Origin of the sequence: Brevibacillus sp. AG, assembly GCF_028369215.1 — a bacterium.
GTDB classification, from domain to species: domain Bacteria; phylum Bacillota; class Bacilli; order Brevibacillales; family Brevibacillaceae; genus Brevibacillus; species Brevibacillus porteri.
In genome coordinates, this window is sequence record NZ_JAQMYO010000002.1 from 189,500 (window position 1) to 213,745 (window position 24,246).

Consider the following 24,246-nt stretch of genomic DNA (forward strand, 5'->3'; position numbering starts at 1 on the left):
ATTCCATACAAAAGGTCTTGATTCATCATTCGAAATTTTGCCATGTAGCAAAGTTTCTTTGTGCTGGATGATTATCGGCCTTGGAATTAGTTAAGAACAACGGATATCATACAATGCCTTAGGTGAAAACCCTATCATTGCGCCCAAAATCCGTGCTGTGTTCAGCGCGGTTTTTTATTTGGTTGCGTTTTGTTTAGGTATCCCAAAAAAAGGGCGGAGAATGACATTTGTTCATTCTTCGCCCTTTTTTATTTTTCATAAAAAAGGAGAAATGAGTCATGAATGAAAAAGCATTGCAGCGTCTCGAATACGACAAAATCAAAGAAAAGGTAATGGATTACGCTTTATCGTACGTAGGGAAAAAGCATGTAGAACAAATGATGCCGATGGACTCTGTCAAAGTAGTGCGAAGTAGGTTGGACGAAACAGCAGAAGCAAAGAACATCCTGCAAAATGGAGCAAGTGTACCGATTCCTGCACTGGAGGGGATGGAGAAGATCCTTTCTCTTCTGGGGACAGGATATGTATTTGGCTTAAATGATTTTACCAATCTGTACCTGTTCCTAACGAGTTGCTCACAACTAATAAAATACATGGCGACAAAAGCACAATTGGCGCCACGCGTAAGTTCTTATGCAGCATCGATGTACGACGCCACCAAATTGAAAAATGAAATCGAACAATGCATCCGTCATGGGCAAGTTGTCGATTCCGCCAGCAAAGACTTGTTGAAGGTGCGTAAACGCATTGTCGTATTTGAAGAGCGCTTGAAAAGACAACTGGATTCCATCATGAACAAATATCGTTCGATCATGCAAGAAAATGTCATTAGTACACGCAATGGACGTTATGTCATTCCCATCAAAAAAGAACATCGCAAGCAAGTGGCTGGCAGTGTTTTAGATGAATCGGCGAGCGGTCAAACCGTCTATATGGAACCGACGGAGATCAGCACCGTACAGTTCGAGCTCACCGCACTCAAGGCAGAGGAAGAACGCGAAGTAACAAAAGTACTGATGCAATTGTCCGCATTCGCAGAAGAATATACGTATGAAATCACCGTGAATGTCGAGACTGTTGGCATGTATGACTTTCTTTTCGCAAAAGCGAAGTACGCATTGGCAATCGGAGGCGCGAATGTCGAACTAAATGAAAAAGGGATCATCGATGTCAAGGAAGCACGGCATCCGCTACTCGGTCCGAAAATGGTGCCGTTGCATATGAGGATTGGTCGAGAATACAAATCGCTTATTATTACAGGTCCCAATACAGGTGGGAAAACATTGACGTTAAAAACCATCGGGCTCTTAACCATGATGGTGCAGTCGGGTTTGCTCGTACCAGTACAGGAAGGCAGTCGCTTCGCCATTTTCCGCAACATCGCAGTAGATATTGGGGATGGGCAAAGCATTGAGCAAGCGTTAAGTACGTTTTCCGCGCATATTCATAATGTGCTGGAAATCTTGCAGATTACGGACGCTTCGACCCTCGTTCTGATTGATGAGATGGCTACCGGTACAGATCCAGGAGAAGGTGTCGCCTTGTCGATTGCGATTTTAGAGGAGCTGCACCGAAGAGGTGCGACGGTGATTGTGAATACACATTTTAACGAAATCAAAAATTTTGCCTCCGCAACTGCCGGGTTCCAAAATGCACGAATGGAATTTGACGAGGAGACCTTGCAGCCACTGTATCGCTTGCGAATCGGAGAAGCAGGCCAGAGCTACGCATTTCTGATCGCACTGAAGCTGGGTATCCCGTCTGAGATGATTCAGCGTTCTCGGGAAATTACTCGGAATGGATTCACGACTACGACTACGGAAAGGCTGGAACAATACCAAGACATTGAGCAGGAAGAGTATGAGGCTCCCCGTTATGTGGAGACACGAATAATAGAAATGCCAGAAGAAGTGGAAGTAGAGGTGGAAGAGGAAAGACGAGAGCATCTTCCACAGGAGATTTCCGAAAAAGCAGCAGATACACCAGCCAAACCTGAGCGTGACAAGCCATTTGCTGTTGGTGATTGTGTATTCATTTCCTATCTGGGGAGAACTGGCATCGTATTTGCTGCGGAGGACTCCAAAGGCATCGTTGGCGTCATGATTCAAAATCAGAAATATAAAATCAACAAAAAGCGCCTCGTCTTGCATATTGAGGGCAAAGAACTGTATCCGGCCGATTATGACATGGACATCGTGTTCGAGACAAAAGAGAACCGGAAGAAGCGCAAAATGATGAGTCGCAAGCATGTCGAAGGATTATCGATCGAGACGAAACGGGAGGGGTGACGAGTACGGGCAAAAAGCCGATTTTCTCTAAGAGAATCGGCTTTTTGATGTTGACAGGATGAATAGGCTAGTTGGCTGTAGGGCTAACCGTTATTTGTTTACTAACAAGCACCATGATGATCGCCAATAGCAAGAAGTAGATTGGCATGGTGACGAGCGAGCCATTATGAAAATAACTCATGCCGCTGGTGATAAGACTGACGACGATGTAGTAACCCAAACCAAAAATAGCGCCAGCAGTTCCGAGTACATCGCTGTAGTGGACAAGAGCTAAACTCAGGCAGTTTGGAATCATGATCCCAATCCCTAGCAGAAGAGTAAAGATAGAGGCTACCATGATCGCCATCGAGACAACGGACGGACTCACTCCATACAAAGTGAAGCTTGTGAGGCATACTGCTCCTAACGTCGTCACCAGTGAGCCGATCAGGATAATGTTCTCAGCAGGGTATTTGGTTAGCATTTTTTTCGAGAGCATGGCTCCGATCACAGAAGCTAACGCTACGAAAATCCCCAAAAACCCAAACACACTAGGTGTCATATCGAAAAACGCAATGAAAATAAATGGAGCTTCGGCATAGTAACTGAACAACATGCCATTTGTCGCTCCAATTAAGAAACCAAAAGCCCATATCCTTTTGTCCGAAACAAGTCGTTTGGCTACAGCTAGCGTATTTATGCTTAAAGCTGTAGACGTTTTGGTCTCAGGTAACGAGACAAACGCGTAAGCAAAGATCGCTACGCTCATCGCAATCAGTGTGAAGAAAACCGCCTGATATCCAAACGATTGATCCACCCAACCACCGATTAAGGGGCCAATTGCAGGCGTAAAAGCGAGAGCAGCTGAAATCTGAGCAAAAACAGCATGGCGCTTGGTCGTGTCAGTACTCTCTCGTAAGATGGTTTGGGTTACCACCGATCCTGCACTCGCACCGAAGGCTTGAATGAAGCGGCTCCATAACAACCAATCAGCCGAATCGGAGAGATAGCAACCAAAGCTCCCCAAACCATAAACAAATATTCCCCAGAGCATGGCAGGGCGTCGACCGATAGAGTCAGAGAGTCTTCCCCAGCAAAATACACCAAAGGCAAAACCGAGGAAGTAAATACTGAGTGTCAGTTGGATCGTATTGTTACTGGCATGGAGACTATTGGCGATATCAGGTAACGAAGGTGTATAGATCGTTTCACTAATTTGCGGAAAACCAATCAGGATGATCAACAGTAACAAAGATGGTGTTGAGATTTTTCTATTCACTTGTACATTCCCCCTATATTCCGAAAATCTCAAACAGCGTAGGAGGAGAGATTACGGAATTGGGGGTTTACATTTACTTAGTCTTGAAAATGAAAGCATATTGTCACCTTACATAAGTTATAGGGGGAATTTTTTCAATAGAATAGCATTTGTTTAGAATCGGTGACAAGTCATTTTCGTCTGGCGGATTACTCACACTTTTCTCTTTTCCCTCGATGTAGGGCTGTACGGAAGCTGCTGCCACAGCCGCAGGTTGCGACTGCATTCGGGTTTTGGATCGTAAATCCACCCATCATCCCTGTTTCTTTGTAATCGATTTCGACGCCATCGACATACGGATAGCTTTCCGGATTGACGACCAGCTGCACGCCATCAATATCGATTGTGGTGTCGCCTTCTTGATAGGTATCATCAAAACCGAGTCCATAGGTCATCCCAGAGCACCCTCCGTCCTTTACGCCAAAACGAATGAAGAGAGTAGAGCTTTCTTGTTCAAGCATATTTTGAAGGCGAGTTACAGCAGTTTCGCTCATTTGAATCATCGTGAGACCTCCTTTTTTATGCTTACTGTTCACCTACGATCACAACTTCAGGAACAAGGTGAATACCTGATTGGCTGTGAACTTTTTCCTGAATCTGCCTCATGAGTGTCCATACATCAAGTGCGGTGGCATTACCGGTATTCATAATAAAATTGGCATGCTTGCTCGATACTTCCGCGCCTCCGTACCGCATGCCCTTTAGGCCAGCATCTTCAATGAGCTTTGCAGCAAAATGGCCTGGGGGATTTCTGAATACACTACCTGCACAGTCAAAAGGCAGAGGCTGTGTTTTTAAACGTTTTTCTTTATAGTGGTTCCACTGGAGCTTGATGCTTTCGCTGTCGCGCGGGGTCAGCTCAAAAATAGCTTCCGTGATCATGACATCAGTATCTTGTAAGGAAGAGTGGCGATAAGAAAAATCCAAATCTACAGCACGCAAGGAGCGAATGGTTCCCGTTTGTGTGATCACTTCAGCTGAATGGAAAATGTCCGATATATCCGATCCGTTCGCGCCTGCATTCATATACACAGCGCCGCCGACAGACCCGGGTATTCCGCCTGCGAACTCCAATCCACTTAGCCTGTGCTTGTTTGCCAATGCTGCAAGCTTGATCAAGGAGTAGGCAGCCCCTGCGTAAATCCGATTGTCCACGATTCGGGCATAGTCCAAAGCCTTGTTTAATTTTATGACTGCGCCACGATACCCCTTGTCTGTGACTAAAAGGTTGGAGCCCTTTCCCATCACCAACCATGGGACATGATGTTCATTCAGTATTTGCAGGACCATGATCAGTTGGGATTTACTGCTCGGTGTAATCAGTAAATCCGCAGGTCCGCCAATTTTCCAGGTAGTATGTGCCGCCAAAGGCTCTTGATAAGTCACTTCGACCTGTCGTTCACGGAGAAGCGAGAATACAGGTTTCATACGTTTCACCTATCCTTCTTGGAAAAAAACACCTTGCACTGCAATTACAGTATATGCACTATTTTATATATATTCAACTAAAATGTTTAATAAATTGTGGTTTCGTAGATCTCACGATGAGCAAAGAATGTCACTTTATAAACATGTTTGTTGAATTAGTTATACAAAGGACATATACTGTGAGCGTATCGTTCTTTTCCAATAAAGGGGCGAAGAGAAAATGGAGAGATATAGACATCTATCAACACGTGAATACATTCTATTGTTGCTGAAAAGGGAAGGGGAGCTCAGCACAAAGGATTTGCAAAACAGGCTGGAGCTCACAAAGGTAGCTGTCAGCAGGCAAATGATCTACTTGGAAAAAGACGGTTTTGTTGTGTGCAGAGTAGGTCGTCAAAAAGCAGGCAGACCGATGCACTACTATTCGTTAACACAGCAAGGTAACGAACAATTTCCGAATGATTACGGGCAATTAGCCGTGGATTTGATGGAGCATATCGTGCTGGCAGACGGGGAAGACCGAGTGGATCAATTTTTCGCAAGGCAGCAAGAGAAGATTATCCAGAAATATGAGGGACAAATGGAAGGAAAAGAGCTATCTGAAAAGGTGGCAGAGATGGCACGCATCCAAGATGACAACGGATTTATGGCGAGATGGGAGCAGGTAAATGATGAGGAATTTGTGATCACGCAGTACAATTGTCCATATTTTAAAGTAGCAGATCGATATCAGATGATCTGTGCAAGAGAGCTTAATTGTTACCGAGCGTTACTCCAGACGAGCGTAGAACGGACGGAATGCGTGGCAATCGGCGGAAAGAAATGTGTCTATCAGATCCGTTCTACGTAATCGTAGCTGCAAAGCATCATCACGGCAGATGAAATGACAAATGGGAGGGAACGAAAGCAATGACCAACTCTAATCCATGGGATGCTGACTGGGAAGTATCTGAACCATTGGCACGCGCACTCATCTTCCGTCAGTTTCCGCAGCTATCTTCTATGCCCATCAATCTTATCGGCTGTGGTTGGGATAACGTGGTCTTTCGAGTGGGGGACGAATATGTTTTCCGTTTTCCCAGGCGGAATGTCGCTGTTGAACTGATCAAAAAGGAAGGGGTGCTGCTGCCAATGCTTGCGGCATTCCTGACGATACCATATCCGAAGCCAGTTTTTTATGGGGAACCAAACGACGACTATCCATACCCCTTTTTGGGGTACACGTATGTACCGGGTACGTTTCCAAAAGGCTTGACCGACGAGCAGCGTGCTTCATCAGCAGTGGCACTTGCGACGTTTTTAAAAGAATTGCACGCGTTTCCGCCCCAGCGTGCCCGTGAAAACGGGATCGAACATGATCACAGGAACCTCCTGGACATTGCACAGAGAAAAGAAAAGATGCAGACGTTCTTGTCTACCTTAGCTGTACATATTTCTGCAGAGGATCGGGATACGATCGCGAATTATTTAGGGCAAGTCGTGATAGACCGAATCAGTCCGCGTGACGTGCTCCTGCATGGAGACTTGCATGTGAAAAATATGCTGGTAGATGAAGCTGGGCATATATCAGGCATCATTGACTGGGGGGATCTCAATGTGGGTCACCCGGGAGCGGATTTAAATGTGGCCTACAGCTTTTTACCGCCACAAGCTCGCCAGCCATTTTTTCATGCGTATGGAGAAGTGGATGAAGAGACAAACATATTGGCCAGGATGATGGCGGTGTACATTCCGATGCTGCTCTGGATGCAAGCCATTGATAACCATGACGAAGAAGTGGCAGAGGAAGCAAGAATGACGATAAGGCGAGCACTCGCTGACGAATAGGGCATCGGTAAAATGTTTCGGGGGACAAGCTGCTTACGCTCATCCCCCGATTTTCTTATCCAATTCCTAACTCTTCCATTTTTCGATACAGGGTGCTTCGCGCAATTCCTAGCTTTTTGGCAGCGGCGCTGATGGACGGAGCTTGTGTGATGGCTTGCTGGATCGTCTGTCGCTCTAATTCGCGCAATAATGGCAAAGGTTCACCGGATGCTTCTTGCAATCCATACTGCTGCTGCCATTCGCTCGGAAGATGGTGAGAGGTGACCCACGAATCACTGTACGCATGTAAAAAGGCTCTCTCCACGATATTGCGCAGCTCACGAATATTTCCGGGCCATGAATGCTGCTGCAAGATCGCCAGGGCAGATTCACAGATACTTGTCGGACCGCCAGCGTATTGGGTATGGAGCTGCTGGAGGAACTCGTCAGCCAAGGTTGCAATGTCTTCCTTGCGTTCGCGCAGGGAAGGGATGCGTATTTGCAAGACATTGAGCCTGTAGTAAAGGTCTGTACGAAACTGTCCATTCCGTACCTCTTCTTCAATGGAACGATTGGTGGCAGCGATAATCCGAATGTCCAATGGCTTTTCTTCGTGAGAGCCCAATCTCGTCACTTTGCGTTCTTCGAGGACGCGAAGCAATAGCACTTGAAGCTCCATGCTCATTTCCCCGATTTCATCGAGAAAGAGCGTTCCTCCATTTGCTGCTTCAAATTTTCCCGATTGCCCTCCTTTTTTTGCTCCAGTAAAAGCTCCGTCTGTATATCCAAATAGCTCACTTGCGATCAGTTCACGCGGAAGTGCTGCGATATTGACTGCAAGAAAAGGGCCGTCTTTTCGCGAACTGGAGGAGTGGATGGCACGTGCCAGGACCTCTTTGCCACAGCCTGTTTCTCCGAGCAATAACGTATTGGATAGAGATTGTGCAGCGATACGTGCTGTATGTAGTTGGGCTTGATAGAGGGGACTATTTGTATGAATCTCTGAAAACGAGTAACTGCTAGCAGTCTTTGACAAGGCTGACGTGCATGGGCGAATAAGAAAGAGACGATACCACGTCTTTTCCCCCAGATCGAGTTCCTCTAAGGACCAATTGGTTAAGCGTTCTTGTTCCCAATCCACCTCGAGAACAAGGCCTTCAAATAATGAAAATCGTTCTTGTGCCCGCTTGTTAGCAAAAAGTACGATGCGCTCGTCACTGAGTGCGATTAGGCATTCTTGGCTGTTTTCGGCCCATGCGAAAAGCAGACTCTTCCAATTGGGAACAGAATGAGAGGCATGCCTGAGAGCTGGAATCATAGGATCAGTCTGAAGAGCGGAAGAACGTCGCGTAGTGGCAAGGGATAGCGGGAAAAGTGGCAAAGAGCCATTTTGTAGCAAATGGATAAGCGCATCCCTAATCAGAGAAAATTCGTAGGATGAAAGATTCGCAGAGGCCTGTAATTGCTGATAGAGAGAATGAAAGAGAGCATGAGAGATCGCACGATGATGGGAACGCTCGATAACGGAGGAAGAATCGAAAGACGAGAGCAGCATGCCGGCTTCAAAAATCGTTCTCGCATCCTTTCTTGGTTATAGTTTGTTTGTTCGATCGTGGGACAGGTGTCCGACAAGGAAGCAGGGAAACAAACGACACACAATGACGAAAGCGATACAAGAGATGAGGGACTTTTCCGGTCAAAGACAGATCAACTGCATGACCTGTTTTGCGACAAGCTCTTTGTAATAAGTATACAGGAGAAAATAGCCAAAAGAATCGGTATCATCAAATTTTTATCGGGACTTGCAAGCATTGGCATGTCATTTGCTTCTTTTTGTGTATGTACGGCATACGCAATTTTGAACAAGTGAGGGGGAAGCAGCATGCCAGAAGTTTTATTTCGAGTTGACTTGAACAAACCGATGGAGGAGCAGGATACACCTGGTCACAACAGATGGCACCCAGACATTCCAGCTACAGTTTCCGTGAATCCAAGAGCTGTTTTCCGCATGGAATGTAAGGACTGGACGGATGGGCAGGTCGCTAACAACGATGACCCTTCCGACATTCGGGATGTCAATCTCAATCGAGTCCATGTGCTGAGTGGACCTGTCTGGGTGAATGGAGTAGAACCAGGCGACCTCTTGGTTGTCGATATTCTCGATATCGGGGCACTCCCCCAATCGGAATGGGGCTTTAATGGGATTTTTGCCAAAGAAAACGGCGGGAGCTTCCTCGTCGATCATTACTCACAAGCGGCCAAGTCGATCTGGGACTTCCACGGCATTTACACGACCTCTCGCCATTTGCCAGGAGTCAAATTTGCTGGCATTCTTCATCCAGGCTTGATCGGTACGGCACCTTCCCACCAGCTATTGGATCGCTGGAACCGAAGAGAGAGCGACCTCGTAGCGACAAATCCTGAACGAATGCCGCCACTCGCGAATTTGCCGACCCCGCACAGTGCCGTGTTGGGCAGTCTAAAAGGCGCAGAGTTTGATCGGATTGCCAGAGAAGCGGCTCGAACGGTCCCCCCTCGCGAGCATGGCGGAAACTGCGATATTAAAAACTTGTCCAAAGGCACTCGCATCTACTTCCCGGTTTATGTAAATGGAGCGAAGCTGTCCATGGGCGATTTACATTTTTCGCAAGGAGACGGAGAAGTGACCTTCTGCGGCGGAATTGAAATGGCTGGTTGGCTAGATCTTCATGTGGACGTAATCAAGGGCGGGATGGCGAAGTATAACATCGTGAACAACCCTGTATTCAAGCCCGGTCCAGTAGAGCCTCGCTATACGGAATACCTCGTTTTCGAAGGGATTTCCGTCCATGAGACGACAGGGCAGCAGCTGTACATGGATGCGCATGTCGCTTATCGCAATGCCTGCCTGAATGCCATCGAGTATTTGAAAACAGCGATGGGTTTCACGGGGGAGCAGGCGTACATGCTGCTGGGAACGGCACCGGTGGAGGGAAGAATTGCGGGGATCGTCGATATTCCGAACGCGTGCTGCACCTTGTCTATCCCGACAAGTATTTTTGATCGAGATATTTTGCCGAAGTAGCCAAGAAAAAGACCGCGAAGAAGGAGCCAAATACGATGCCGAGATACGATTTCATGTGCGAGGAATGTGGTCCATTTGTTCAGTGGTTGAAGATGAGCGAGTTGACAGAGAGCGTTGCTTGCCCCGATTGCCAGCAACCGTCCAAGCGTTTGTATGCTGCACCAGGATTGATCATGACACCGCAAGCGCTGCGCCAACGGATCGAGCGTGGTGTGGAACCGAAAATGGTACGGAAACAATCGCATTCCCATGAAGGAGCAGGGTGTAGCCACAGCCACGGTAGTCAGGCACATCGGGGACATACCCACAGCCGTGGAGGTAAACGCCCTTGGATGGTAGGGCATTAAACGCCCCTTTGCTATTACCGCAGATTAGTGCTTGCGTCATGTGAATCGCTTTAGTGGAAAGAGAAAACGTCGAGTGGTCATCTTGATGATCGTTAGGCGTTTTTTTGCTTTTTCTCAATCAAGTGCAATTGCAGTTTTGTCAGGTCTCTCGTACAATTGGTGAGAATTGTTATCAATAGATTGCTACATCATGATGTAAGAGGAGTTAGTTATGGGAAAAACAGACACCTATCGTGATCCGAATGTCATCACTGTAAACGATGTGCAAGTTTTGTCCATTTCAAAAGAATGGAAGCTTGTAGAAGCGAGAGATAGAAGCGAACAATTCATCATTTTGGTAATAGAGGGCAGGGCGTCGTTTCGGTTGGATCAGACAGGAGGGATGCTTAACCAGGGAGATTTCATGGTCATATCTCCAGAGGATATGCAGGAAGGGCTCGCCCTTTTGCCCATTACGGAGAACATCTATGTTTGTTACGTGGCGCTTTTTGCTGCTCATGCCAGAAAAGAAAGGGATGGCTGGCTCATAAACGAAGTGATGCTTCCGATTCAGGGAAAGCACCATATCGAAACAATCTCCTTGATTCACCATCATATCGAACAATTGCATCTGGCATGGCGAAAAGATCACTTCGATCAGCCAACCATGCAAATTCTTTTTTTGAAGCTATGGCAAGCTATTATGGCTGGAGTCACGCTGCAAGAGAAAAAAACAGATCGTCAGCAACTTCTTCAAGGGATCGCTGAACATATGGAGCAACATTGTGAGGAGACTTTTCAGATCGAGGAGATGGCTCGCTACTCAGGAATGACGCCGACCCTTTTCTATCAGCAGTTTAAGGAGTACACCTCGCTCACTCCCTTGCAATTCATCAATCGGAAACGAATGGAGAAGGCCTGTCAGCTTCTGGTGGCGGAGGACGTGATGATTCCTGAGGTAGCTAATGAAGTGGGCTATCGGGATGTGTACTATTTCAGTCGGATGTTTAAAAAGATAGTTGGCGTTCCTCCTTATCGCTTCAAGAAATCGTTACAAAAGAAAATCGCCGTACTCCATCCAGCAATCATCGGTGATCTGCTCGCATTGGGGGTCTCGATCCAACAACTAATCCCTGTTTGGGAAAAGCATCGGCAAAAGAGGCCGTACTCCCAGATGGAAGCAGCCACGCTGGAATTTGACTTGTACCGTCTACACCAGATGGAGCCGGATTTGATTGTGGGTACAGATCAGGTTGCACCTTGGTTTGAACAATTGGAAGCCATTGCACCGACCTTGCTCATTCCTTTCAAAACAACGACCTGGCGGGATCATTTGCAGCAGGTAGCTGCCATGCTGGGAATTGCAGAAGTGGCGACGAGTTGGCTCTATTATTATGATCAAAAAGCAGTTGCAGCCCGCGAGCGTATCCGCAAAAAAATTGGGAATGAAACCGTTATGGCAGTGAGGGCTTGGGATGGTGGAGCCCGTATCTTTGGTGCGAGAAGGCGGAAAATTTCCGATATTTTGTACGGAGACCTCCAGGTAAGACCCCCAGTGGGAACCGATCATTTTGCCTTTCTGGATATCGTGAGCCTAGATGAGCTTCATGATTTTCAGGCTGATCATATTCTGCTTTTTGATGAAAGGAAAATTCGAACAGATGTACGCAAGCATCGTTTGAAAGGGAATGTACATCGAGCTGGGGTATATCCTTGGCTGCATTATTCGGCACTCGGCCATGAGCAAGCCATATCAGAGGCGCTCACGCATCTTGCAGAGTCACAGGAATGTACAAAAAAGGAATCAGGTTCTTCAATTTTCTTGCGGCCACAAGTTTGTGATAATGATTGAGAATGAGTATCACTATTATTGGAGGGAACGAGATGAAGTCACCATTGTATCCGATTGCACAAGCGATCCGTGACCGCAGAACCATAAAGAAATTCAAGCCAGACCCGATTCCACTGGAACTGATTCGTGAGTTGCTGGATGTAGCTATCTGGGCACCTAACCACGGACTGCGCGAGCCTTGGCGATTCGTTCTGTATATGGAGGAAGGCAAGCGGATTGTCGTCGATGCCATTCTTCAAAACGCCATGAAAAAAAGAGATCCGGAATTACTCTTACGCGTCCCGGCTTATCTATTCGTTATCGTAAATGAAGACTCTCGGCAAAGAGAACGGGAAGAGGACTATGCGGCAGCCTGCACCTTGATTCAAAACTTTCAACTGGCGGCGTGGGAGCGGGGACTGGGCGTCGTTTGGAAAACGGAACCGTTCACGTACCAAGCAGGATTTTTGCAAGCGGTAGGGGTACGTGCGGAGGAAAAACTCGTAGGAATGCTTCAGCTTGGCTTTCCGGAGGTCATCCCAGAAGCACGAGCGAGAACGGCTGCAAACGACAAGCTGACCGTGATTCATTCGAACGTTGCTCTGGAGGATAAGAAGGGAAATGTCACTGTCACAGCCGATCACTAAAAATGCTTCGCTTCGAACTAGGCCGTGGATGGCGACCGTGTTGATTGTTGCGGGGATTTGCGCCATCTTGTTCGGACTAGGTTCATCCATTATCACGGGAGTGGCTAACATCTCGTTTTCCACCGTTTGGAACTCGATTTTTCACTATGATTCTAGCAACGAGCATCACGTCATTATTCAAACACTGCGAATGCCCCGTGCCTTGGCAGGAGCGCTGGTAGGAGCTGCTTTTGCCGTAGCGGGAGCCATTATGCAAGGAGTCACGAGAAATCCGATTGCCGATACGGGCTTGATGGGCATTAATGCAGGGGCTGGATTCGTGCTCGTACTCGTTTTTGCTTTTTCACCAGGACTCCCTTTTGAGTCTATTATTCTCTTTTCTTTTATGGGAGCGGGTCTTGGGGTAGGGCTTGTTTATGGATTGGCCTATTTTTCCAAAAACGGTTTGACACCTTTACGACTCGCGTTGGCGGGAGCAGTCGTTAGCTCACTCCTATCTGGTATTAGTCAGGCGATTTCCCTCCTCTTTCAGATCAACTACGATCTGGCATTCTGGTCAGCAGGGGGGATCTCAACAGCGGAGTGGTTTCAAGTATCCGTCATGATGCCATGGATTGTGGGAGGAATCATTATCGCAATGATCCTTTCTCGCTCCATCACGATTTTGAGTCTGGGAGAAGAGATCGCAGCGGGTCTCGGACAAAAGACTAAGCTGGTGAAGGGTTTGGCGGCGGTTGTCGTCATGGTGCTGGCAGGTGCTTCGGTCTCAACGGTTGGCGGTGTTGGGTTTGTCGGTCTCGTCGTCCCACATATCGTCCGTTTTTTGGTGGGAGTTGATTACCGCTGGATTATTCCTTGCTCGGCAGTCATGGGAGGCGTTTTGGTTGTTTTTGCAGACATTGGAGCCAAAATGATAGCGATGCCCTACGAGACACCGCTTGGCGCCATTATCGCTGTTATCGGAGTTCCTTTCTTCCTGTACATGGCCCGTAAGGAAAGGAGGGAGTGGTAGTGGACATTGATCTATTTTCCCAAAAAAGAAAAAGCCGTAGTCTCCGACTGATCCTTCTTTTCGCGGTACTTTTGATTGTCGGGTTTGTCTTGAGTTTGAACACGGGACCGTACAGTATTGGGCCGATCGAGGTGTTGCAGACGTTGCTGGGGGAGGGTTCGAAAAAGCAGAATCTCGTGTTGTTTGAGCTGCGGCTTCCTCGCATGGTGATTGCGGTCATGATTGGGGCTGGGCTGGCTGTATCGGGAGCGATTTTGCAAGGAATCTCTCGCAATGGTCTGTCTGACCCCGGCATTCTTGGAATCAGTTCAGGTGCTGGACTGGCCGTCTTGTTGTTCGTCTCTCTTTATCCTGCGACGAACATGGCTCCGCCTTTTTTGATGCCGTTTCTCGCACTCATCGGTGCCACTGTCACAGCAGCCATCATCTATATGCTTGCATACAAGAAGGGGTGCGGCATATCTCCTACCCGTCTCTTGCTTACAGGGATTGCAGTAGGGGCGGGACTTAGTGCCATCAGCATAATTTTGACACTTCAGTTGAATCCGCGAAACCTCGAGTTTGTCGTCACTTGGCAAATGGGATCATTGTGGGGTTCCAATTGGAAGTTCGTGCTGGCACTTATGCCATGGATGGTGATCCTGCTGCCGTACGTGTATCGGAAGGCAAAGGTGCTGAACCTGCTCAGTATGAACGAACAAATTGCAGCAAGTCTGGGCGTATCTCTTCAACGGGAGCGACTGGCCTTGATGGCGGGAGCGGTTGGTCTGGCTGCGTCGAGTGTAGCGACAGGCGGAGGCATAGGGTTTATCGGCTTGCTTGGTCCGCATATCGCGCGCAGATTGGTAGGACCCCAGCATCAATACATGCTGCCCATTACGGCGCTCGTCGGTTCATTGCTCGTATTGGCCGGGGATACGATAGGGCGAAGCATCATACCGGCTACGGAAGTACCAGCGGGTATTGTCATTTCCCTCATTGGGGGGCCTTATTTTCTGTATTTGTTGATCCGGACAAAAGGGTAAGACACGTTTGAAATCAGGAGATGAAAAAAGGAGTTCAATCGATATGAAAAAGAAATTATCAGGTATTCTGTCCGTAATCATAGCCACAGCCGTCGTGGCGGGGTGCGGAGCAGGACAGGTGACTACAGACACAAACGCTAATAATAAAGCGCAAACGGCTAAGGCGGGAGCAGCACAGCCCGATACAAAAGGGACAGGGGAGCCTGTATATCCGAGAACCATCAAGCATGCGATGGGGGAAGTCACACTGGAGAAGAAGCCGGAGCGTGTCGCTTCTGTCGATATCATGGGAACAGATTACTTCCTCGTGCTAGATTTTGCTCCGATTGTATCGGAAGGCTTTGAGTCGACGAAAAGTAAGTCACCCATTTTTGCGAAGTATGCAGAAGGGAAAACGGTGAAGGATTTGGGTGGAAAAACGAATTTGGAGACCTTGTTGGAGATGGACCCAGAGGTTATTGTCATGACAAGCACCGGAAAAGGCTCCAGATATGAGGAATTCAACAAAATGGCTGATTCCATCGTCATTGATTTCTCAGTGGATGCAGCCACCCGGCTCATGAAAATAGCTGAAGTGATTGGCAAAGAAGAAAAGGCGAAGCAAGTATTGGCCGATTTTGATAAGCTGAAAAACGAAGCAAAAGCAGCAGCAGACAAGCATAAAGGAGAAACAGCGCTATTCCTCGTTTCCAATGGTAAGGATTTTACAGTGATGCATCCCAAAAACTTTCCGATTTACTATGAGGAAGTGGGACTAACACCGATAGCAGGATTGCCCGAGGATGGCAAGATTGGGGGGCGTATCGGAATTGAGGCGTTGAGTGAGCTCGCTCCTGATCATATCTTTATTGCTGAGAACCGTCGTTCGGCGAAAGCAGAGGAGCCGGAAGGGTTGATTCATATCTGGAAGGATCATCCTGTCTGGAAAAACCTCAAAGCAGTGAAAAACAACCATGTTTACACGATGGATACACTCGCGGGCGATACGTTCTTCCTGGGAGAAATCGCTGGATTGGAAGCCATTAAGAACAACCTCGGAAAATAGAAATTTACTACTGCTCATTCTGAGAATCATTCCATACAAGCGCCTTTTGCTCCAGTGCTTTTGCAAGTGAATCTTTCCCTTTTACTCCTTTTTCAATAAATGGTTTATCGTAAACATATATGTTCCGTAAAAATGAAGCAGGAGAACATGCTGATGAGGGTGCAAAATTTTATCAAAACTCTTTTTCTTTAAAGTACACATAAGGCTTACCACCTTCGATAGTAGTAACACCCGCGAACGATCGGCAGCCTTTGCTCACGAGCAGGATAGCTCAATAATTTTGCGAATACTCTACGTATGGAATTATTTTCGAAGTTCGTGAATAAGACGTTATCAGAAATTTCCTGAATGCATGTTCTTGAAGTAATACTCAGAGATAGTCGGACAACCACTACGCCAGTTTGAAAAGTGAAAAAAGGCACGAAACCTCACATAACACTAAGTTCACAATGCAGGCTTGCAGACCTTGGGACTGGCAGAGTTTTTGGCAAAGGTGCGGATCAAGTTGGATATATCTTTTGTACGTCGGACGTCCTGAATAACAGAATGTTCTACGAAATTGCAAGGAAGCATATTTGCAGGGTGAGTAGTTAAGAAACGCTTTAAAGAAAACTTTAACTGAAAAATATAAATAGCATAGAAGGCGGTAATTTATGAACTCGCTAACTAAAGAAACGGTGGATGAATTATTGGCAGCAATGGACGCTTATAAAGTAATTGCGCAAGAACTCATTGACAAATTAATATTGGAAACGAACCAGCCTGAAAAATCAGAGATAATAAAAGGAAGTTACTATTTAATTTCAAATGCGGAATTACTAAACGATGAAGAACATTTAACCGGTAATTGGTACTTTGATGTTCATGGAGAGCATTGCATGTTTGAAAACTTAGATACTGGACAAAAACTGGAGGTTTCCCTCGGGAATACAAACGATATTGGAAATGTGGATCCCTCCTTTTTTTATGACTTCTTGAAAACAACTGAGAATTTTAAACACTTAATTCAATATTTTGAAAATCCATTTGGTGATATGTTGAATTTTTTTGAAGTATTAGAAAAGCGAAAAATACTTATACATATTCACGGTGTTGAATACAGAAAGATTCTTCAGAATGAATAATAATTTTGGTTCGTGAATAAGAGGCCTGAAATGATGTATCAGTCATCAATAAACGATTTATTGTATTTTGGTGGTATTAAAGGTTTGTGATAACGCTTTAAGCTAATGGATACGATAGCTCAATAAACCAGGCCAGTCTAATACTTTATTTTCTCTGAACAATATAAGAAGCACTCTACAAGATTAGTAGAGTGCTTTTTTTCATTTCCGATTGTCTGATTCCGTATAGGCATAAGAGATAGCTTGGGTTGCTTGTGTAGTCAATTGGATACGTGCTGGGTTTTTCACTTCCAAGGTCATAACGGACATGACGACCGTTTGCATGGTGACGATAAAATAGATTCAAAAAAAGATGTTTTTCAAAAGTGGTGATTCCACGGAAAAATCGTTTCTCCTTCTCATGTAAGAAAAATTGAAAGTAGTTAGAAACGATATGTATTACACTGCCATTCACGCTCTCTTTCGTATGTCATCGAGTCGGCTGTTGTCCTCTCGATTGCTTTTATTATACGGATAAAAGCGGAAAGCACGCAAAAGCGCGGGTGTTCCATCTGCGTCGATTTACAGCCGAAATAGATCGTTTTTGCCAGTAGAAAACACTCGCTCTTCTTGTTAATCGCTGTGGCTCACCGGCAATCATGAATTCTGTGAGAGGTCTCATCTATTTTCTCATCAATTTCTAATCTCTCTCTTTTTTTTCCTTCATCTGTCCTTTTTATGATAAAAGAGATCAAACAAAACCAGTCGAAAAAAGGAGCGAGATCATATGAAAAAAGTAGTCATGACCATGGTAGGAGCACTGATTGTAGGGAGCCTCAGCGTAACAGCCTTTGCAAATAGCAACCAATATTACAGCGTACCGCAAAAGAACACTTCTACCGTCTACCTGCAAATCGACGATGACGTGAAACACAACTGGGCGAAGCTCGTGCGCATCACGCCTGAAAAAGCACTGAAAAAAGTTCGGGAGGCACAGTCTGGCGTTATTACTGAATGGAAATTGGATGACGAGGATGGTTTTCTCGTATACAAAGCAGAGATCAAAAACAAGCATCAAGAATTTGACGTATACGTCGATGCGATGACTGGTGAGGTGTGGCAAACAGTTGACCACGATGACGACGATGATCATGACGACGACAACGACGATCAGTGGAACAAACAACAAGTGAAAATCAGTGTAGAGCAAGCGAAAAAGATCGCTTTGGCTAAAGTGAGCGGCACCATCAAATCCATCAAGCTGGATGAAGACGATAACCACTATGTGTATGAAGTGGAAGTGAAAACGGCTAAAGGACAGGAAGTAGATTTGGAGATTTCCGCTACAACAGGTGCTGTACTGGATGTAGACTGGGACGATTAATCGATCCCGCTATCTTTCTCAACCGACCCTTTAATCTGTAGAGGGTCGGTTTTTTTGTGCCAGAGTCTCTACAAATTCCATTGCTTCTTGAGCCGTAGGTATTTTGCGGACATTCTCTTCGGAAAATTGCTGGGCTTGCGGATAGTTCGTGGAAGCGATTTGTTTTGCGGCTGCCTCTACGTCATAGGGTGTAAAGCGATGTTCGTAGCTGTCACCATCAAGCAGTAACCAGTATGCACCTGGTTTGTCGGCAAACGGCATGCCCACACTTCCAGCATTGAGAATACGTAAATCGCCAAGGCGACGTTCAAATTGGACATGTGTATGACCACAGATGACTGTTCGCTGCTGTGTCCCCTCAAAGTAAGTGGCAACGACTGCATCTGATGTACGGGGAGTGAAAATATCTTCATCATTGGTGGGAATGGCGTGGCAGAAAAGTACGTCCTCGTAATCCTCTCGTATTAACGTGTAGGTAAGTGGGAGTTGCACCAGAAAGTCACGATGAGAGCGGCTCAATTGCTCCGCAACCCATGACGTGATTTCCCGCACAGAATCGGATATTTCCATGGCCAGAGCCTCACCGTCAAAAGTGAGTACGACTTCACGATCACCATTACCTCGGATGAATTGCACAGGTGTATCCAATCACTCTCATTTCACTTCGCCTCCCATTTATTTCCGAATGATCTTCAAAACCTTATTTCCAACGATCCAATTTGAACCTATAATGTATCTTGGGCATATCCTCTAAGCTATGGTATAATTTTGACGCCAAATTACGATTAAGGAGTATGGATGATGGAAAAAAAATTAATCTTCGGTCATAAAAATCCAGACACAGATTCCATTTGTTCAGCACTTGTGTATGCTGACTTGAAAACAAAATTGGGTGCGAATGTAGAGCCTGTACGACTGGGTGTAATCAGCAGCGAAACAGCATTTGTGTTGAATTACTTCCAAGTAAAAGAACCACGCCTCGTAGAAACAGTGGCGAATGAAGTAAATGAAGTCATCCTTGTAGACCACAACGAGCGCCAACAAAGCGCGAATGATATTGAGCAAGTGCAAGTGGTAGAAGTGATCGACCATCACCGTATTGCGAACTTTGAGACGAGCAATCCTCTCTACTTCCGTGCAGAGCCTGTTGGATGCACCACAACCATTTTGAAGAAGATGTACAAAGAAAACGGCGTAGACATTCCAAAAGAGATGGCGGGCTTGATGCTTTCTGCTATCATTTCGGATACGTTGCTGTTGAAATCTCCAACTTGCACGGAGCAAGATGTAGCTGCTGCACACGAGCTGGCTGAAATCGCGGGTGTTGATTTGCAAGCATACGGTCTGGACATGCTCAAAGCGGGAGCAGACCTGAGCGACAAAACAATCGCACAACTGCTCACGTTGGATGCAAAAGAGTTCCAAATGGGCAATGCGAAGGTAGAAATCGCACAAGTAAATGCGGTGGACGTAAATGATGTACTTGCACGCCAAAGCGAACTGGAAGCAGCTATGAATGCAAACATCGCTGAAAAAGGTTTGGATTTGTTCGTGTTTGTTGTAACGGATATCTTGAATAACGATTCTGTTGCGATCGCACTCGGCAGCGCAACTCAAGCAGTAGAAAAAGCGTACCAAGTAACATTGGTGGACAACAAAGCTGTTCTGAAGGGCGTTGTCTCCCGTAAGAAGCAAATCGTACCGGTATTGACTGATACATTCCAAGCTCTGTAAGAAACAAAGATGGCTGCCCATGCACAAGTTGCGGGCAGCCATTTTTTATTTTACATGCCTTGGTCAGGGTTGTTGTGCATCTGGAACAAGGTTTGCTGGTTATAAGCATCGTCACTGTAATGGGTGATGGCATGTTTATCTCTCGCTTTGAGACTAAGCAGACCTGTTAATCCCCATCCGGCACCGAGTACCGCTACAATGAAGCCGAAGACATAGAGCATTGAAATCCCCCCTTGTATGGCTTTCTCTATATTTTAGCAAATTATGAAAATAGAGTAACGCTAATTTTTTGATGAAAATGTGTTTGACATTGACGGTCCGTAAATGTGTACGATCAATTTGTCAGGAGGAATGAACATGGAATATACGGTGCAAAAGCTAGGACTCCTGGCGGGTGTCAGCACCCGGACGCTCCGATACTACGATGAAATTGACCTTCTCAAGCCGGCGAGAGTCAATTCGTCAGGGTATCGCATTTACGGACAGCAAGAGGTTGATCGATTGCAGCAAATCCTTTTTTACCGCGAGCTGGGTGTGAGCTTGGAGGAGATCAAGGAGATCCTGGATTCACCAACCTTTGATGCTGACCGGGCACTGCGGGAGCACCGCGAGAAGCTCCTGGAAAGGCGAACGCAATTGGATGCGTTAATCGCCAATGTCGATTTGACATTAGCACAAAGAGAGGGGACCAAAACGATGAGTGACAAACAAAAATTTGAAGGCTTCAAACAAAAGTTGATTGACGACAACGAGGCCCAGTACGGAGAAGAAATCCGCTCAAAATATGGAAGTGACCAGGTTGACAAATCCAATCAGAAGGTCAAAGGCATGACAGAAGAACAGTATGCCGTGCTGGAGAAATTGAATGCAGAGCTGCACGAGACGTTGGCGCAGGCTTTTTCGACAGGTGATCCTGCTCATGAATTGGCGCAAAAAGCAGCGGATCTTCACCGTCAATGGCTGAGCTTTTATTGGGACAGCTACAGCAAAGATGCGCACGCAGGTGTTGCCCAGATGTACGTCGAAGACCCGCGCTTCACGGCCTATTACGACAAGGAACAGCCTGGTGTTGCCGAGTTTCTCAAAGATGCAGTGGTCATTTATACGAGCAAGTAAAGAGATTTCAAAAAAGAAGCTGCGAGTAGGGCAGCTTCTTTTCGTTTTACTTTTAGTTATCCCCACCTACTGCGGGAAAAAGTTTTTGCCCCAATGGGGTTGGCAATCCATCCATGCTTACTACGTTGTTTTCCTTTTGATAATCAAGCAGTTCTTGCTCGTCTTTAGCCAAGGTCCATTTCTGAAGGGTGTCGCGTTCTTTTGAATAGGAATAGAAGGGGATAGCCCAGCCGCAAGAGGTCTTTACTTCCTGTATGTTGACGGTAATGATTTGACGAGCACCGGGCAGAAGCGGGAATTCTTTTACGAGCTCATCCCACCGAGGCGTATCTGGGAGAATAACCGTTCCTTTGCCGAATAGTCGCATGATGAGAGGGGGGCCTTCAAACGCACAGAACATGAGAGTAATCCTGCCATTTTCCTGCAGATGAGCGCTGGTTTCGTTTCCACTTCCAGTCAGGTCTAAATAGGCGACCTCGGTAGGCGATACTATGCGAAAAGAATCGTACCCTTTCGGTGAAAGATTCACGTGACCATTTGTGTCCATAGGAGCAGAGGCAACAAAGAACATCCGTTGCTTCTTGATAAACTTCTCATGCTCAGGTCGTAATTCAGAAAAAAGTTGACCCATTTTTGCACCCCTCCAGATAATGGAATCGATTTTGTTGCCCTCATATTATCATGAAAATATGAAGATTTTGTGTGATTCATCCCCAATCCCTACAGTATAGATGGTAAAGTGTAAATATTCCAACACAATGGCAACGCGAGACTTTTGAAAAGGAGGAGTATTTACATGCAAGCAACAGAGCCAATTTACTTAGGGGAACGCATCCATTTAATAGACGGTTTCGATATGGGCTGGGCGGAACGTACGGGGACGTATGTGATCGCGGAAGAGGAGCTCACATTGGTAGAAACAGGACCAAGCCCCTCCGTCCCATACATCAAGGCCGGTCTCGCCAAGCTCGGTTATAAGCCGGAACAAGTCAAATACATCATCGTGACGCACATTCACTTGGATCATGCAGGAGGAGTAGGACTGTTTCTGAAGGATTGTCCGAACGCAAAGGTCGTTGTCCACCCGAAAGGTGCACGTCATCTCATAGATCCGAGCCGACTGATCGCAGGCGCGAGAGCGGTGTATCATGATGATTTTGATCGATTGTTTGATCCGATTGAGGCTGTTCTCGAGGAACAGATTTTGATTCGTGGGGACGGAGATACACTAAAGATCGGAGAGAATTGCGTATTGGAGTTTCTGGATTCGCCAGGGCATGCCAATCATCACTTCAGCATCTACGATCCAGTAAGCCGCGGCATGTTCACAGGTGATACGGCAGGTGTGCTCTATCCACAGCTTAAAAAGGATGGCATACACCTCGTGCTGCCATCTACTTCGCCGAATCAGTTTGACCCGGATGCCATGTTAGCGTCTCTAAGCCGTTTTGAAGCGCGCAAACTGAGTCGCATTTACTTTGGTCATTTTGGGATGACAGAGCAGGTAGATGACGTGTACCGCCAAATACGCGAGTGGCTCCCCATGTTTGTGGCGGAAGGAGAGACAGCGCTTGTTGCTGGACAATCATACAATGAGCTGTCTCTTACGTTATTTGAACGAGTCTCGGATCATCTACAGTCACAAGGAATCAGCAGTGACCACGAAGTATTCGAAGTACTCAAGCTCGATTTACAAGTATGCTCCATGGGCATTCTCGATTATTTGGACAAACGAGGGAAATAGCCAGGCAAGAAAGTATTGGCTTATGTGTTTGTCATTCTTTTTTTAATCAAGGAATGCTATGATGTAGGATGAGTCATGGACTGTGACAATTTCAAACGTAACAGCAAATAGGTGCCTCGTCTTTTTAACGAAAAGATCGGGTGAAAAGGGAAGTCGGTGAAAATCCGACGCGGTCCCGCCACTGTAAATCGGCTCGTTCCTCAGCCGTAAGCCAGGAGACCTGCCTGTTTGTTTTAGTGCCTGTTGCCTTCGCGGAAAGGATCGGCCTATTTCAGGAAGCAGACCATCCTGTCTGTTTGCCCTGAGGTGCCGACCCTTTGATTTCCGAATGGAAGCAAGGGTCGATTTTTTTATTGGAAAGGAACAGTCAATCAGACATGCAGAAAGGAAGTTCTACATATGAAACGTTCATTGCGATTCATGATCCCACTACTAGTTGCGGCTAGCCTCGCAGGTTGTGCGGGTAACGATAACAGCCAGCCAGCACCAGGGGGACAAACAAGCGCACCGCAGACAGCACCGCAAGAGAATGCGGCCGAGCAACCTGCAAAACAAACAACGTATCCATTGACCGTCAAGGATGCAACAGGAAAAGAAGTAACCTTTGCAAAAGCTCCTGAGCGAATCGTCTCTACATCACCTGCCGAGACAGAGATTTTGTTCGCATTAGGCTTGGAAGATCGGATCGTAGCTGTCTCAGACTATGATGATTATCCAGATGCGGCGAAGGCAAAACCGAAAATTGGCGGAGTCGTCAAACCAAATGAAGAAGCCATTCTCGCTCAAACGCCGGATATGGTCGTCGGTGGGATTTCGATGGAAAAGCCAGTGGCTGACAAGCTCAAATCTCTCGGAATGCCAGTCTATATTGCCCATCCGACAAAGATGGATGACATCCTAAACAATGTTTTGGCGATGGGAGTTATCACGAACACACAGGAACAAGCCGAAAAAGTCGTCGCGCAAATGAAGAAAGACATCGCGTACGTTCAAGAAGCAGTGAAAAATGTAAAACCGGAAGAGAAGAAAAAGGTATATCTGGAATTTTCCCCAGGCTGGACAGTCGGAAAAGGCGAATTCATGGATGAACTCATCACCCTGGCTGGAGCAACAAACATTGCTTCCGACACCGAAGGGTGGAATCCGATCAGTGAAGAAAAGATTTTGCAAAACGATCCAGACGTCATTTTGTATGCGAGCGGAATTACCGATGAAAAGACTGGCATCAAGCTAGAGGATATGATCGCGAATCGCAATGGCTGGGATAAAATGAAGGCGATCCGTGAAAAACAAATCTTTGGCATGGACCAAAATATTTTGTCTCGCCCTGGTCCGCGTATTACACAAGGCTTAATCGAAGTAGCCAAGGCGATTTACCCTGACTTGGTGAAATAAA

Annotated in this window: 23 protein-coding genes and 1 riboswitch; of the genes, 16 read left to right on the forward strand and 7 right to left on the reverse strand. The window is 46.4% G+C overall.

Annotated elements, in window-relative coordinates; translation table 11 throughout:
- The first annotated feature begins 278 nt into the window (after nucleotides 1–278).
- On the forward strand, nucleotides 279–2,288 hold the full coding sequence (locus tag POF51_RS05825; RefSeq protein ID WP_069851299.1) for an endonuclease MutS2: 2,010 nt from the start codon (nucleotides 279–281) through the stop codon (nucleotides 2,286–2,288).
- 67 nt (nucleotides 2,289–2,355) lie between these two features.
- Here the strand turns inward: POF51_RS05825 and POF51_RS05830 are convergent, their stop codons facing one another.
- The 3 genes from POF51_RS05830 to murB all read right to left on the reverse strand — a co-directional run bounded on the left by POF51_RS05830 (nucleotide 2,356) and on the right by murB (nucleotide 5,013).
- A complete protein-coding gene (locus POF51_RS05830; protein WP_069851297.1) occupies nucleotides 2,356–3,546 on the reverse strand; it encodes a multidrug effflux MFS transporter in 1,191 nt (396 codons plus the stop codon).
- A 188-nt stretch (nucleotides 3,547–3,734) separates the two neighbouring features.
- Nucleotides 3,735–4,088: a HesB/IscA family protein gene (locus tag POF51_RS05835; RefSeq protein WP_069851295.1), complete on the reverse strand. Its 354-nt coding sequence runs from the start codon at nucleotides 4,086–4,088 to the stop codon at nucleotides 3,735–3,737.
- A gap of 22 nt (nucleotides 4,089–4,110) precedes the next feature.
- On the reverse strand, nucleotides 4,111–5,013 hold the full coding sequence (murB, locus tag POF51_RS05840; RefSeq protein WP_069851293.1) for a UDP-N-acetylmuramate dehydrogenase: 903 nt from the start codon (nucleotides 5,011–5,013) through the stop codon (nucleotides 4,111–4,113).
- Between the two features lie 220 nt (nucleotides 5,014–5,233).
- Here murB and POF51_RS05845 point away from each other — a divergent pair, with 220 nt between their 5' ends.
- Together POF51_RS05845 and POF51_RS05850 are read left to right on the forward strand one after the other, a co-directional pair.
- Nucleotides 5,234–5,863: a helix-turn-helix transcriptional regulator gene (locus POF51_RS05845; protein ID WP_069851291.1), complete on the forward strand. Its 630-nt coding sequence runs from the start codon at nucleotides 5,234–5,236 to the stop codon at nucleotides 5,861–5,863.
- Nucleotides 5,864–5,922: 59 nt separating this feature from the next.
- Complete coding sequence (locus POF51_RS05850; protein WP_069851289.1) at nucleotides 5,923–6,840, forward strand: phosphotransferase; 918 nt, start codon at nucleotides 5,923–5,925, stop codon at nucleotides 6,838–6,840.
- A 55-nt stretch (nucleotides 6,841–6,895) separates the two neighbouring features.
- On the opposite strand, the gene POF51_RS05855 is transcribed toward POF51_RS05850, so the two are convergent.
- Nucleotides 6,896–8,374 (reverse strand): sigma-54 interaction domain-containing protein, encoded by a 1,479-nt coding sequence (locus POF51_RS05855; protein ID WP_244521820.1) that lies wholly within the window; start codon nucleotides 8,372–8,374, stop codon nucleotides 6,896–6,898.
- 327 nt (nucleotides 8,375–8,701) lie between these two features.
- Between POF51_RS05855 and fmdA the strand changes: the two genes are divergently transcribed.
- The 9 genes from fmdA (at nucleotide 8,702) to POF51_RS05900 (ending at nucleotide 18,256) form a co-directional block, all read left to right on the forward strand.
- A complete protein-coding gene (fmdA, locus tag POF51_RS05860; RefSeq protein WP_069851287.1) occupies nucleotides 8,702–9,883 on the forward strand; it encodes a formamidase in 1,182 nt (393 codons plus the stop codon).
- Between the two features lie 35 nt (nucleotides 9,884–9,918).
- Nucleotides 9,919–10,230: an FmdB family zinc ribbon protein gene (locus POF51_RS05865; protein WP_069851285.1), complete on the forward strand. Its 312-nt coding sequence runs from the start codon at nucleotides 9,919–9,921 to the stop codon at nucleotides 10,228–10,230.
- Between the two features lie 211 nt (nucleotides 10,231–10,441).
- Nucleotides 10,442–12,061 (forward strand): AraC family transcriptional regulator, encoded by a 1,620-nt coding sequence (locus tag POF51_RS05870; RefSeq protein ID WP_069851282.1) that lies wholly within the window; start codon nucleotides 10,442–10,444, stop codon nucleotides 12,059–12,061.
- A 32-nt stretch (nucleotides 12,062–12,093) separates the two neighbouring features.
- Entirely contained in the window at nucleotides 12,094–12,687 is a 594-nt protein-coding gene (locus POF51_RS05875; RefSeq protein WP_069851280.1) for a nitroreductase family protein, read from the forward strand.
- Nucleotides 12,662–13,699: a FecCD family ABC transporter permease gene (locus tag POF51_RS05880; protein WP_069851278.1), complete on the forward strand. Its 1,038-nt coding sequence runs from the start codon at nucleotides 12,662–12,664 to the stop codon at nucleotides 13,697–13,699. The genes POF51_RS05875 and POF51_RS05880 overlap by 26 nt, the downstream gene beginning before the upstream one ends.
- Nucleotides 13,699–14,724 carry a FecCD family ABC transporter permease gene (locus tag POF51_RS05885; protein WP_069851276.1) on the forward strand — a complete coding sequence of 342 codons (1,026 nt, stop codon included), beginning with the start codon at nucleotides 13,699–13,701 and terminating at the stop codon, nucleotides 14,722–14,724. The genes POF51_RS05880 and POF51_RS05885 overlap by 1 nt, the downstream gene beginning before the upstream one ends.
- 43 nt (nucleotides 14,725–14,767) lie before the next feature.
- Nucleotides 14,768–15,769: an ABC transporter substrate-binding protein gene (locus POF51_RS05890; protein WP_069851274.1), complete on the forward strand. Its 1,002-nt coding sequence runs from the start codon at nucleotides 14,768–14,770 to the stop codon at nucleotides 15,767–15,769.
- A 653-nt stretch (nucleotides 15,770–16,422) separates the two neighbouring features.
- Nucleotides 16,423–16,893: a DUF6896 domain-containing protein gene (locus POF51_RS05895; protein WP_069851272.1), complete on the forward strand. Its 471-nt coding sequence runs from the start codon at nucleotides 16,423–16,425 to the stop codon at nucleotides 16,891–16,893.
- 766 nt (nucleotides 16,894–17,659) lie between these two features.
- Nucleotides 17,660–18,256: a PepSY domain-containing protein gene (locus POF51_RS05900; protein ID WP_069851270.1), complete on the forward strand. Its 597-nt coding sequence runs from the start codon at nucleotides 17,660–17,662 to the stop codon at nucleotides 18,254–18,256.
- 30 nt (nucleotides 18,257–18,286) lie between these two features.
- Here POF51_RS05900 and POF51_RS05905 read toward each other — a convergent pair whose 3' ends face one another.
- Nucleotides 18,287–18,892 (reverse strand): metallophosphoesterase family protein, encoded by a 606-nt coding sequence (locus POF51_RS05905; RefSeq protein ID WP_244521819.1) that lies wholly within the window; start codon nucleotides 18,890–18,892, stop codon nucleotides 18,287–18,289.
- Nucleotides 18,893–19,057: 165 nt separating this feature from the next.
- On the opposite strand from POF51_RS05905, the gene POF51_RS05910 reads away from it, so the two are divergent.
- Entirely contained in the window at nucleotides 19,058–19,990 is a 933-nt protein-coding gene (locus POF51_RS05910; protein ID WP_069851266.1) for a manganese-dependent inorganic pyrophosphatase, read from the forward strand.
- Nucleotides 19,991–20,040: 50 nt separating this feature from the next.
- On the opposite strand, the gene POF51_RS05915 is transcribed toward POF51_RS05910, so the two are convergent.
- Entirely contained in the window at nucleotides 20,041–20,211 is a 171-nt protein-coding gene (locus POF51_RS05915) for a hypothetical protein (RefSeq protein ID WP_017250241.1), read from the reverse strand.
- 136 nt (nucleotides 20,212–20,347) lie between these two features.
- Here POF51_RS05915 and POF51_RS05920 point away from each other — a divergent pair, with 136 nt between their 5' ends.
- On the forward strand, nucleotides 20,348–21,106 hold the full coding sequence (locus POF51_RS05920; RefSeq protein WP_069851264.1) for a MerR family transcriptional regulator: 759 nt from the start codon (nucleotides 20,348–20,350) through the stop codon (nucleotides 21,104–21,106).
- 52 nt (nucleotides 21,107–21,158) lie between these two features.
- Here POF51_RS05920 and POF51_RS05925 read toward each other — a convergent pair whose 3' ends face one another.
- Complete coding sequence (locus tag POF51_RS05925; protein WP_069851263.1) at nucleotides 21,159–21,737, reverse strand: pyridoxamine 5'-phosphate oxidase family protein; 579 nt, start codon at nucleotides 21,735–21,737, stop codon at nucleotides 21,159–21,161.
- Nucleotides 21,738–21,902: 165 nt separating this feature from the next.
- Between POF51_RS05925 and POF51_RS05930 the strand changes: the two genes are divergently transcribed.
- Both POF51_RS05930 and POF51_RS05935 read left to right on the forward strand, forming a co-directional pair.
- On the forward strand, nucleotides 21,903–22,850 hold the full coding sequence (locus POF51_RS05930; RefSeq protein ID WP_069851261.1) for an MBL fold metallo-hydrolase: 948 nt from the start codon (nucleotides 21,903–21,905) through the stop codon (nucleotides 22,848–22,850).
- 92 nt (nucleotides 22,851–22,942) lie between these two features.
- Nucleotides 22,943–23,092: riboswitch (cobalamin riboswitch) on the forward strand.
- 157 nt (nucleotides 23,093–23,249) lie between these two features.
- Nucleotides 23,250–24,245 (forward strand): ABC transporter substrate-binding protein, encoded by a 996-nt coding sequence (locus POF51_RS05935; protein ID WP_069851259.1) that lies wholly within the window; start codon nucleotides 23,250–23,252, stop codon nucleotides 24,243–24,245.
- Nucleotide 24,246 lies beyond the last annotated feature (1 nt).

What these genes read in the sequence shown, in the direction of transcription:
- POF51_RS05890 (WP_069851274.1), top strand. Translation starts at nt 14,768, where the DNA reads ATGAAAAAGAAATTATCAGGTATTCTGTCCGTAATCATAGCCACAGCC.
- POF51_RS05920 (WP_069851264.1), top strand. Translation starts at nt 20,348, where the DNA reads ATGGAATATACGGTGCAAAAGCTAGGACTCCTGGCGGGTGTCAGCACC.
- POF51_RS05880 (WP_069851278.1), top strand. Translation starts at nt 12,662, where the DNA reads ATGTCACTGTCACAGCCGATCACTAAAAATGCTTCGCTTCGAACTAGG.
- POF51_RS05850 (WP_069851289.1), top strand. Translation starts at nt 5,923, where the DNA reads ATGACCAACTCTAATCCATGGGATGCTGACTGGGAAGTATCTGAACCA.
- POF51_RS05865 (WP_069851285.1), top strand. Translation starts at nt 9,919, where the DNA reads ATGCCGAGATACGATTTCATGTGCGAGGAATGTGGTCCATTTGTTCAG.
- POF51_RS05935 (WP_069851259.1), top strand. Translation starts at nt 23,250, where the DNA reads ATGAAACGTTCATTGCGATTCATGATCCCACTACTAGTTGCGGCTAGC.
- POF51_RS05845 (WP_069851291.1), top strand. Translation starts at nt 5,234, where the DNA reads ATGGAGAGATATAGACATCTATCAACACGTGAATACATTCTATTGTTG.
- POF51_RS05835 (WP_069851295.1), bottom strand. Translation starts at nt 4,088, where the DNA reads ATGATTCAAATGAGCGAAACTGCTGTAACTCGCCTTCAAAATATGCTT.
- POF51_RS05875 (WP_069851280.1), top strand. Translation starts at nt 12,094, where the DNA reads ATGAAGTCACCATTGTATCCGATTGCACAAGCGATCCGTGACCGCAGA.
- POF51_RS05825 (WP_069851299.1), top strand. Translation starts at nt 279, where the DNA reads ATGAATGAAAAAGCATTGCAGCGTCTCGAATACGACAAAATCAAAGAA.
- POF51_RS05930 (WP_069851261.1), top strand. Translation starts at nt 21,903, where the DNA reads ATGCAAGCAACAGAGCCAATTTACTTAGGGGAACGCATCCATTTAATA.
- POF51_RS05900 (WP_069851270.1), top strand. Translation starts at nt 17,660, where the DNA reads ATGAAAAAAGTAGTCATGACCATGGTAGGAGCACTGATTGTAGGGAGC.
- POF51_RS05910 (WP_069851266.1), top strand. Translation starts at nt 19,058, where the DNA reads ATGGAAAAAAAATTAATCTTCGGTCATAAAAATCCAGACACAGATTCC.
- POF51_RS05925 (WP_069851263.1), bottom strand. Translation starts at nt 21,737, where the DNA reads ATGGGTCAACTTTTTTCTGAATTACGACCTGAGCATGAGAAGTTTATC.
- POF51_RS05870 (WP_069851282.1), top strand. Translation starts at nt 10,442, where the DNA reads ATGGGAAAAACAGACACCTATCGTGATCCGAATGTCATCACTGTAAAC.
- POF51_RS05915 (WP_017250241.1), bottom strand. Translation starts at nt 20,211, where the DNA reads ATGCTCTATGTCTTCGGCTTCATTGTAGCGGTACTCGGTGCCGGATGG.
- fmdA (WP_069851287.1), top strand. Translation starts at nt 8,702, where the DNA reads ATGCCAGAAGTTTTATTTCGAGTTGACTTGAACAAACCGATGGAGGAG.
- POF51_RS05855 (WP_244521820.1), bottom strand. Translation starts at nt 8,374, where the DNA reads ATGCTGCTCTCGTCTTTCGATTCTTCCTCCGTTATCGAGCGTTCCCAT.
- murB (WP_069851293.1), bottom strand. Translation starts at nt 5,013, where the DNA reads ATGAAACCTGTATTCTCGCTTCTCCGTGAACGACAGGTCGAAGTGACT.
- POF51_RS05895 (WP_069851272.1), top strand. Translation starts at nt 16,423, where the DNA reads ATGAACTCGCTAACTAAAGAAACGGTGGATGAATTATTGGCAGCAATG.